This window comes from Microbacterium sp. B19, from assembly GCF_000333395.1.
In the GTDB taxonomy this organism is placed as follows: domain Bacteria; phylum Actinomycetota; class Actinomycetes; order Actinomycetales; family Microbacteriaceae; genus Microbacterium.
Window position 1 is genome coordinate 1 of sequence record NZ_BADA01000284.1, and the last position, 9,143, is coordinate 9,143.

At 68.2% G+C, this 9,143-nt stretch carries 7 protein-coding genes and 1 pseudogene; 2 read left to right on the top strand and 6 right to left on the bottom strand.

Annotated elements, in window-relative coordinates; translation table 11 throughout:
• Positions 1 to 510: pseudogene (locus tag I5G_RS21820) on the bottom strand (hypothetical protein); the annotation flags it as partial.
• 228 nt (positions 511 to 738) lie between these two features.
• On the opposite strand from I5G_RS21820, the gene I5G_RS10350 reads away from it, so the two are divergent.
• The gene (locus I5G_RS10350) at positions 739 to 1,782 is read left to right on the top strand and encodes an AraC family transcriptional regulator (RefSeq protein ID WP_022878994.1); all 1,044 of its coding nucleotides are present in this window, start codon (positions 739 to 741) and stop codon (positions 1,780 to 1,782) included.
• Between the two features lie 129 nt (positions 1,783 to 1,911).
• On the top strand, positions 1,912 to 2,886 hold the full coding sequence (locus tag I5G_RS10355; protein WP_022878995.1) for a helix-turn-helix domain-containing protein: 975 nt from the start codon (positions 1,912 to 1,914) through the stop codon (positions 2,884 to 2,886).
• Between the two features lie 90 nt (positions 2,887 to 2,976).
• On the opposite strand, the gene mmsB is transcribed toward I5G_RS10355, so the two are convergent.
• The 5 genes from mmsB to I5G_RS26210 all read right to left on the bottom strand — a co-directional run.
• Positions 2,977 to 4,236: a multiple monosaccharide ABC transporter permease gene (gene mmsB / locus I5G_RS10360; RefSeq protein WP_022878996.1), complete on the bottom strand. Its 1,260-nt coding sequence runs from the start codon at positions 4,234 to 4,236 to the stop codon at positions 2,977 to 2,979.
• Positions 4,223 to 5,749 (bottom strand): multiple monosaccharide ABC transporter ATP-binding protein, encoded by a 1,527-nt coding sequence (gene mmsA / locus I5G_RS10365; protein ID WP_036327583.1) that lies wholly within the window; start codon positions 5,747 to 5,749, stop codon positions 4,223 to 4,225. The genes mmsB and mmsA overlap by 14 nt, the downstream gene beginning before the upstream one ends.
• A 141-nt stretch (positions 5,750 to 5,890) precedes the next feature.
• Positions 5,891 to 6,994 carry a multiple monosaccharide ABC transporter substrate-binding protein gene (chvE, locus tag I5G_RS10370; RefSeq protein WP_051038748.1) on the bottom strand — a complete coding sequence of 368 codons (1,104 nt, stop codon included), beginning with the start codon at positions 6,992 to 6,994 and terminating at the stop codon, positions 5,891 to 5,893.
• A gap of 315 nt (positions 6,995 to 7,309) precedes the next feature.
• On the bottom strand, positions 7,310 to 8,344 hold the full coding sequence (locus I5G_RS10380) for a LacI family DNA-binding transcriptional regulator (RefSeq protein ID WP_022878999.1): 1,035 nt from the start codon (positions 8,342 to 8,344) through the stop codon (positions 7,310 to 7,312).
• A gap of 225 nt (positions 8,345 to 8,569) precedes the next feature.
• Positions 8,570 to 9,143: M20/M25/M40 family metallo-hydrolase (locus I5G_RS26210; RefSeq protein ID WP_204365556.1), on the bottom strand; the 574-nt coding region annotated here is incomplete at its 5' end.

Consider the following 9,143-nt stretch of genomic DNA (forward strand, 5'->3'; position numbering starts at 1 on the left):
GTCCACCCGAAGATGGGGCTGACGGCGAGGGCGAGCCCCCACGCGACAGCTCCGACGAGCAGAAGGGCGACCACACCGAGCACGGTCGAAACCGTGAAAGACGCGATCGCGCGCCACTGCCGCGGGTCGATCGCCTGGAGCCAGATGGGTGTGGAGCACGCCGACGAAGCCCGGCTTGGGGCTGCGCCGCACGCGCAGGGCGGGCAGCTCGAATGAGTAGAGCCCCTCGAGACGCGCCTGCTCGAACCACGCGACCGCGTAGAGCGCGTACACGAGACCGGCGAGCACGACGACGCCGATCAGAACGGCGAAGAGGAGCCCGACGCCCGCACCGAGCAGGCTGAACAGCCCACCGAACACGGCCGGACCGATCGCGCCGAGCGCGGCGAGCTGGGCGATGGCCCCGGCGACGTGCCCGGGCGAGGAGATGCGCACCGACGTCCGCGGCGCCGCGCTCGGGAGCGCGGGCAGCGGCGGCGGGGAAGGAGGAAGGACGGATGCCGTGGTCATGTGTCCCACGGTAGGACGCCGCCCGTATCCGGGTCAGCCGGGCCAGCCCGCCTCCTCGTTCGGGTTATCCCTAACGACCCCTCTTCGCGCGAAAGGAACACCCACGGGCGGTGCGATTAGCGTCATCTCCGCGTTCGAGCTGAGGCAAAACCCACCCGCGCCGCCGTCACGGCACGGAGCGCTGGTCATCATTGCGCACGGGGCACCGTGATCGAACGAGGAGTATCCATGCAAGACCCGCATGCCGGGCGGGCGTCTCACCACCCCAGCGCGACGCAGGGGTCGGCACGAGGGGTCGAGATCCGCACGCGGACCGTCCCGCCCCGTTCGTACGCCCGTGGCCTCGACGGCCAGCGCCGCTTCGCGCACATCCCGGGCGCCGTCCTCGACCTCCCGCGGATGAAGGAGTTCGCGGGCGAGGCCGACTTCCGGGTCCTGGAGGGCGATCCGGTCCGACTGGCGATCCACTCGGTGGCCTTGCCGGCGTACACGATCGCACACATCCGTTCGGCGCCATTCACCATCGAGTGGTCACGCGAGGACGCGGACGCGAGCAGTCGCTGCGTCTTCGTCTTCGTCCAGTACGGCGTTCTCGAGGTGAGCGGCACGGGGGTGGAATGGACGACCGACGGCGGCGGTCTGTGCGTCATCTTCCCCGGTCCGGACCCCGTTCGCATCCGGGGTCGTGAGGACAGCGAGATGATCTTCTTCTCCTTCGACAGTGCCGAGATCGAACCGCTCTCTCTCGATCCCCACACCATCGGCCCGCTCTCGGCGACCTCTCCCGTGTTCCGCTCGGCGTACGCGTACCTTCAGGCGGCATCCCTGGATCCGATGCCGACCCCCGACGACGCCCAGGAAATGGGCATCCTGCGCGCACTGACTCGTGACGTGGCCCGCTCGCTCGTCCTCGCTTCCGTCCGCACACGGCATCGGGATCGACTGCTCTCCGAGGCGCGGAGGATCATCGCGCAGGAGTACCGGGATACTCAGTTCTCACCCACGCGCCTGGCCGCAGAACTGCGCGTCTCACGCAGCACCCTCGAACGCGCTTTCCGCCATCGCTCGCTCCTCGTCGCACAGGAGATCCGGCGCCATCGCGCTCACCACGCGCTGTCCTTGATCGCCGGCGATCCGGCGATGAGCACCGAGATGATCGCACGAGTGAGCGGCTTCGGATCGCGATCGGCGATGAGCCGGGCCCTCCGCGAGATGGACGCCGTACCACCCGAGCGCGTTCGCGCGCTCGGACGCGACACCCCGCACGGTTAGCACCGCTCCCCGGCGAGGGCAGCCTCCGATGCCCCGCTCCCGCGGGCGGTCTACCATCGTGCGATGGGCAGGTCCGGCGACCCTTCGCCACCCGAGCCTCCCCTCTCGGTGTCAAGAAGCGACCACACGATGACGAACGACCACTCCGATCTGTTACCGCACGACCTCACCCTCGGGTGGACGGATCTGCAGGGACAGCATCGTTTCGCCCAGCGGAGCGATGCTCCCTCCGACCGTCTGCGCCTTCAGACCTTCGTCGAAGGGATGGGACTGCGGGTCGCGGAGGGTGACATCACGCGCCTGCGCATTCAGGCGGTCCGCTTCAACTGGTGCCTCACGGCCCACGTGGTATCCGGGCCGTTCGTCGTCGAGTGGTCGCGCCAGCGGGTCAACGCGCGCAACCGCTGCGTCTTCCTCTTCGTCAACCGCGGCGCAATCGAGATCACCGGGCCAGGATCGTATTGGAGTGCCGACGGCGGAGGCCTGCACCTCATCTTCCCCACCACCGACCCGGTCAGCGTCCGCGCCGTCTCGGACGTGGAACTCATCTTCTTCTCGTTCGACATGACGGAGATCGAACCCGTTCGGCTCGTGCCGGACGGCGTGGGTGACATCGCGCCGACGGACACGGTCTTCCGAGTCGCATACGCCTACCTGCAGGCGGCGGCGTTCCAGTCGCCCACCGGGGAGGAGGAGGACCTCGGCGTGCTCCGCTCGCTGACCCGGGACGTCGCGCGGGCGCTCGTCCTGGCCTCGACGAGTTCTCTGCCCGGCGCAGATCTGTTCACGCGCGCGCAGGCGCGCATCAGCCACGAGTACCGGAATCCGCAGTTCTCGCCGAGTCGACTCGCCCGGGATCTGGACGTCTCTCGAAGCACCCTCGAACGGGCCTACCGTGCGCGCGACCTCCGAGTGGCGCAGGAGATCCGCCGCCACCGCGCGCGGCACGCGATGGCGCTCTTCGCGAGCAGTCCCGACCTGGCTCTCGATCTGGTGGCGGCAGCCAGCGGGTTCGGCTCGCGCTCGTCACTCCAGCGCGCCTTCGAGGACGTCTACGGGACGCGGATCGACCGCACCCGCTTCGACGGCGCCGCGATCGGCTAGCCTCCAGCGAGCGTCATGCAGCCCGCTCTGCCCCCGGCACGACGGACGCCCCGCCGCACGAGGCGACGGGGCGTCCGAGGAGGGTGAGGATCAACCGCGGGTGCGGTTCTTGTTCCACACGTCGAAGGCCACGGCCAGCAGCAGCACGAGACCCTTGATGAACTGCTGGACGTCGGTGGAGATGCCCATGAGCGACATGCCATTGTTCAGCACACCCATGACCAGACCACCGGCGATGGCACCGACCACGCGGCCGACACCACCCTGGACGGCGGCGCCACCGATGAACGAGGCGGCGATGGCATCCAGTTCGAAGAGGTTTCCGGCGCCGGGACCGGCCGAGTTCAGGCGACCCGTGAACACGATGCCGGCGAGGGCCGCGAGGACACCCATGTTCACGAACAGGAGGAAGTCGACGCGACGGGTGTTGATGCCCGACAGCTTCGCGGCGGTGCGGTTTCCACCGATCGCGTAGATGTGGCGTCCGAAGACGCTGCGGCTCATGACCGTCGAGTAGCCGATGATGAGGAGCGCCAGCACGACGAGCACGATCGGCGTACCGCGCGAACCGGGCGCGACACCCAGCAGGTAGGTGAGGTACGCGATGAGCGCGCCGCCGCCGATGACCTTGACGAGGAACGCCGCCATCGGCTCGTTCTGCAGCTCGAGCGCCGCACGCTTCGCACGCTGACGCACCTGCGAGAAGACGAACAGCACGAGGGTCAGGGCGCCCAGGGCGACCGTGATCCACTCCGCGGGCGAGGTGGCCGCGGGGAACAGCTCCGGGAAGAGGTAGCCGCCGCCGAGCTGGCGGTACTCGGTCGGGAACGGCGTGATCTGCGTGTTGCCGAGCGTCATCTGCGTGAGACCGCGGAACAGCAGCATGCCGGCCAGCGTCACGATGAAGGCGGGGATCCCGATGTACGCGACCCAGAAGCCCTGCCACATGCCGACCACCGCGCCGAGCACGAGGGAGAGCAGGATGCCGAGCCACCAGGGCAGGCCCCACTGCACGATGAGCACGCCCGACACGGCACCGACGAAGGCGGCGACCGAACCGACGGACAGGTCGATGTGGCCGGCGATGATGATCATCACCATGCCGATCGCGAGGATCAGGATGTAGCTGTTCTGGACGATGATGTTCGACACGTTGCCCGCGGTGAGCAGACGCCCGCCGGTGAGAGCCTGGAACAGCAGCACGATCACGATCAGCGCGATGAAGATGCCGATCTCGCGCAGACGCGAGGTGAAGAACTGCACGATGTTGCCGGTTCCCCCGGCGGCACCGCCCACGGGGCCCTTCGGCGTCGCCGGCCCCGTCTGGGTCGTGGTGTTAAGCGCTGACATGGTCGGCTTCCTTCTCCTTCGTCATGAGCACCATGAGGGCCTCGGGTGTGGCTTCTTCGATGGGCAGCTGGCCGGTGATGTGGCCTTCGCTGAGGGTGTAGATGCGGTCGCAGATGCCGAGGAGCTCGGGAAGCTCCGACGAGATCACGAGCACCCCCTTCCCCTGCGCCGCGAGGGAATTGATGATCGTGTAGATCTCGTACTTCGCGCCCACGTCGATGCCGCGGGTCGGCTCGTCGAGGATCAGCACCTCCGGGTCGGAGTACAGCCACTGCGACAGGACGACCTTCTGCTGGTTGCCGCCGGAGAGCTTCCCGACCACGACGTCCACCGTGGGGGCCTTGATGTTCATCGACTTGCGGTACCGGTTGGCCACGAGGTACTCCTCGTCGCCGTCGACCCAGCCGCGCTTGGTCAGCTTGCGCATCCCGGCGAGCGAGATGTTGCGCTTGATCGTGTCGATCAGGTTGAGGCCGGCACCCTTGCGGTCTTCCGTGACGTACGCCAGGCCGCTGCGGATCGCCGCGGGAACCGTGGACGTGTCCGCCTTCTGGCCGCGGATGTAGACGTTTCCGGAGATGCGCGACCCGAAGCTCTTGCCGAAGACACTCATCGCGAGCTCGGTGCGGCCGGCGCCCATGAGCCCCGCGATGCCGACGACCTCGCCGGCGCGCACGTTCAGGTTCGCCTCGTGGATGACGACGCGGCTGGCATCCGTCGGGTGGTGGACGGTCCAGTCCTCGATGCGCAGGACCTCGTCGCCGATCTCGACGTCGCGGTCGGGGTAGCGGTTCTCGAGCTCGCGGCCGACCATCCCGCGGATGATGCGATCCTCGCTCGTGCCGCCGGTGGCGACGTCGAGCGTCTCGATCGTCCGACCGTCGCGGATGATCGTGACCTCGTCGGCGATCGCGCGGATCTCGTTGAGCTTGTGGCTGATGATGATCGACGTGATCCCCTGCCCCTTGAGGTGGCGGATCAGGTCGAGCAGGTGCTCGGAGTCGTCGTCGTTCAGAGCGGCGGTCGGCTCGTCGAGGATGAGGAGCTTGACGTCCTTCGACAGCGCCTTGGCGATCTCGACCAGCTGCTGCTTGCCGACGCCGATCTCGTTGACGGGCACGTCGGGGCTGTCGCCCAGACCCACGCGGGCCAGGAGCTTGGATGCCTCGCGGTTGGTGGCATCCCAGTCGATGAGGCCGCGGTGGGTGATCTCGTTGCCGAGGAAGATGTTCTCCGCGATGGAGAGGTAGGGGCTGAGAGCCAGCTCCTGGTGGATGATGACGATGCCGGCCGCTTCGCTGTCGCGGATGTCCTTGAACTCGACGGTCTTGCCGTCGAAGACGATCTCACCGCGGTAGTCGCCCGCGGGATAGACGCCGCTGAGCACCTTCATGAGAGTGGACTTCCCTGCGCCGTTCTCGCCGCAGATGGCGTGCACGGTACCGCGTTCGACGGTGAGTGACACGTCCGCCAGGGCGATGACGCCGGGGAACTCCTTGGTGATCGAGCGCATCTCGAGGATGGTGCTCACGAGGTCCTCCTTGCAGGACCGGCTCTGCGCCGGGTGGGGGTGAGGGAACAGGGGCCTCCGCCGCGCCCGGGGAATCGGTCGCGGCGGAGGCGGTGCGGGAGGGCCGGAGCCCTCCCGCGGAGATCACTTCAGGTCGTCGGCGGTGTAGTAGCCGCTGTCGACGAGAACCTTCTCGTAGTTGTCCTTCGTGACGATCGTCGACTCGAGCAGGTACGAGGGAACGACCTTCTCGCCGTTGTCGTAGGTCTCGGTGTCGTTGACCTGGGGCTCGGTGCCCTTGCGGATGTCGTCGACCATGGTCACGGCCTGCTTGGCGAGCTCGCGCGTGTCCTTGAAGATCGTCGAGTACTGCTCACCCGCGATGATCGACTTGATCGAGCCGACCTCGGCGTCCTGACCCGTGATGACCGGCAGCGCGTTGGCCGCGTAGCCACCCGAGGTCAGGGCCGAGATGATGCCGATCGAGAGACCGTCGTAGGGCGAGAGCACACCCTGGAGCTTGGTGCCGCCGATGACCGTGAGGATGTTCTCCATGCGCTTCTGCGCGGTCTCGGGCAGCCAGCGGAGGATCGCCGCCTGACCAAACTCGGTCTGGCCCGAGGGGACGACGAGCGTGCCCTTGTCCATGTAGGGCTTGAGCGTGTCCATCGCGCCCTTCCAGAAGAAGGTGGCGTTGTTGTCGTCGGGGCTACCGGCGAACAGCTCGATGTTGAAGGGGCCGGCGGCACCGGTGTCCTTGCCCGAAGCGTCGAGGACGCCAAGGCCCGTGAGCAGCGACGTGGCCTGCTGCACGCCGACCTTGTAGTTGTCGAACGTCGTGTAGTAGTCGACGTTCTTCGTGCCGTTGATGAGGCGGTCGTACGCGATGACCGGGATCTTCGCGTCGGCGGCCTGCTGCAGCACGTCGGTGAGGGTGGTGCCGTCGATCGAGGCGATGATCAGGGCCTTCGCGCCCGAGGAGATCATGTTCTCGATCTGCGAGACCTGGGTGGGGATGTCGTCGTTGGCGTACTGCAGGTCGACCTGGTAGCCGAGGTCCTCGAGCTGCTTCTTGACGTTGTTGCCGTCGGCGATCCACCGCTCCGACTGCTGCGTGGGCATCGCGACACCGATGGTGCCGCCGGCCTCCTGCGCGTCGCCGCCGCCGCTGCCGGTACGGTCGCCCGCGCAGCCCGCGAGGCCGATGCCGAGCGCCAGGACGCCCGCTCCCGCGATCGCCTTGAGCATGCTGTGCTTCTTCACTCTGGTTCCCTTCGTTGGGTTGGATGTCACGGCCTCTCCCCCGCGGAGCCGACCGCTGCAGCGCGGACGGCACGCCGTTCACGCGGCCGGCGGGGCGAAACGAGGCCGATCGGCGAAGCGGGTGTAGCGCATCGTTCGAAACGTCTTCGTCTCGACGGAGTCGCTCCGCAGCGAGTCCCGTCGGCGTGGTGTGGCGGTGATGTGACCGTTCACATTGTGTGTGCGATGCTACCCCGCGCATCGCTGTCCATGTCAAGTCCCCGTGCGTTCGACGAACAGCCGTTGCCAAACCGTGACGTCTCAGCGGTTCGGCGGAGCCGTCGACGAGCGGACGATGAGGCGCAGATGATCGGGTTCCGGCATCGACTGACCTTCGTGAGAAACGCCCAGGTCGGTGAGAAGATCCCACATCGCGCGCTGGCCGATTCCGGCGAAGTCCTGTCGCACCGTCGTGAGCGGCGGCCACAGATGCGCGGCCTCCGGAACGTCGTCGAAACCGACCACCGAGATGTCCTCCGGGACGGATCGTCCGATCGCCCGGACGGCATGCATGAAGCCCAGAGCCATGTGATCGTTGCCCGCGAAGACGGCCGTGGCATCCTCCGTCCGGAGGAGCTCCAGCCCTGCCTCGAAACCGAACTGCGCCGACCAGTCCCCCAGGATCGGCGGGCGCGGCGACAGGTCCTGGGCGTCCATCTCGGCGAGGTATCCCCGCATCCGGTGGTCGGCCTCGAGCCAGTCGCGCGGACCGGCGATGTGCAGGATGCGGGAGTGCCCGAGGTCGACCAGGTGGCGCACCGCCGCGCGAGCGCCGGCGACCTGGTCGTTGAACGTCGCGGTCGGGGTGGCAGGTCCCGTGGAGGACACGATGCGCACCGGCACCGGCAGCTTCATCTCGTCGAGGATGGGGACGACCCGCGTCTGCGGGGCGACCGCGATGAGCCCCTCGATGGACTGTGCGACCAGGTGGTCGATCGACGCGCGGACGTCGTCGGGGGCACTCGTGCCGAGATTGGTGAACGTCAGGCGGTAGCCGGCCCGGCGCGCGGCGGATTCCGCCGCCTGCACCATCGACGACACGCCGTGGGTGGTCGTCCGCGGCCCCAGCACGCCGATCAGGCGCGTGCGGCTGGTCGCCAGGGCACGGGCGGCCTGGTTCGGAACGAACTTCAGCTCGGCGATCGCCTCGCGCACCCGCGCCGCCGTTTCGGGGCGGAGCTGCGGGCTGTTGTTGATCACGCGCGAGACGGTCTGGTACGAGACGCCGGCCAGACGTGCCACGTCGCGGATACTCGGCGCCTTGGCCGCGGCATCCGGGATGTCGGTCTCGCTCATCGATCTCGCTTCTTTGCGTCGCCGATCGCGTCGTGACCGGTCACACGAGAATAGCCGACGCCGATGCGGCTCCGTTGCCGTCGGGGTGACTCGGGGCTCTGCGGGGCTCCTCCGACCGCGAGACTGCACGCCGCTGACGAGACCGCGGCAGTCTGCAGTGGGGTTGTCAGCTGCGTGCAGTCTCGGCGACCCGGTCGGACCCCCGCGCCACGACGAGAACGCGGTTCAGGATGCCAGCAGGGCGCGGTAGAAGCGGATGCCGCGCAGCCACACCTCGACGCGGATCCGCTCGTCGGGGGCGTGCAGCGCGTCGCGCTCGGCCCGCGTGAGGTGGAACGGCGCGAAGCGGTAGACGTGGTCGGTGAGGCCGGTGTAGAAGCGGCTGTCGCTCGCCCCGAGCTGCAGGTACGGCAGCGGGACGACGTCCTCGCCGAGCGTCTCCCCCACGGCCGCGGCCAGACGCCGCCACGCGGCGCCCTGCCACGGCGACACCGGGGACGGATCGCCGCCGTGGCGCAGCTCGATGTCGATGAGCGGGGCATGATAGGTCAGTTGCTCCAGGCAGCGCGTCCATGGCTGGCCGCTGGCGAAAGGTGCATCGGCCAGGATCTGGCGCAGGTAGTGCTGGTTGGTTTCCACGCCGTAGAGCTGCGTCGCCTCCAGCGCGGCATCGAGCGCCAAGCGGGCGGCTTCGCGGGTGGGTTGCCAGCTGATCAGCTTGGCGATCATGGGGTCGAAGTAAGGCGGGATCTCGCAACCGGCTTCGACCCAGGTATCGATGCGCAAGGCCCGCCCATCG

Coding starts and splice junctions, on each gene's coding strand:
- I5G_RS10350 (WP_022878994.1), top strand. CDS start 739: ATGCAAGACCCGCATGCCGGGCGGGCGTCTCACCACCCCAGCGCGACG.
- I5G_RS10355 (WP_022878995.1), top strand. CDS start 1,912: ATGACGAACGACCACTCCGATCTGTTACCGCACGACCTCACCCTCGGG.
- mmsB (WP_022878996.1), bottom strand. CDS start 4,236: ATGTCAGCGCTTAACACCACGACCCAGACGGGGCCGGCGACGCCGAAG.
- mmsA (WP_036327583.1), bottom strand. CDS start 5,749: ATGCGCTCGATCACCAAGGAGTTCCCCGGCGTCATCGCCCTGGCGGAC.
- chvE (WP_051038748.1), bottom strand. CDS start 6,994: ATGCTCAAGGCGATCGCGGGAGCGGGCGTCCTGGCGCTCGGCATCGGC.
- I5G_RS10380 (WP_022878999.1), bottom strand. CDS start 8,344: ATGAGCGAGACCGACATCCCGGATGCCGCGGCCAAGGCGCCGAGTATC.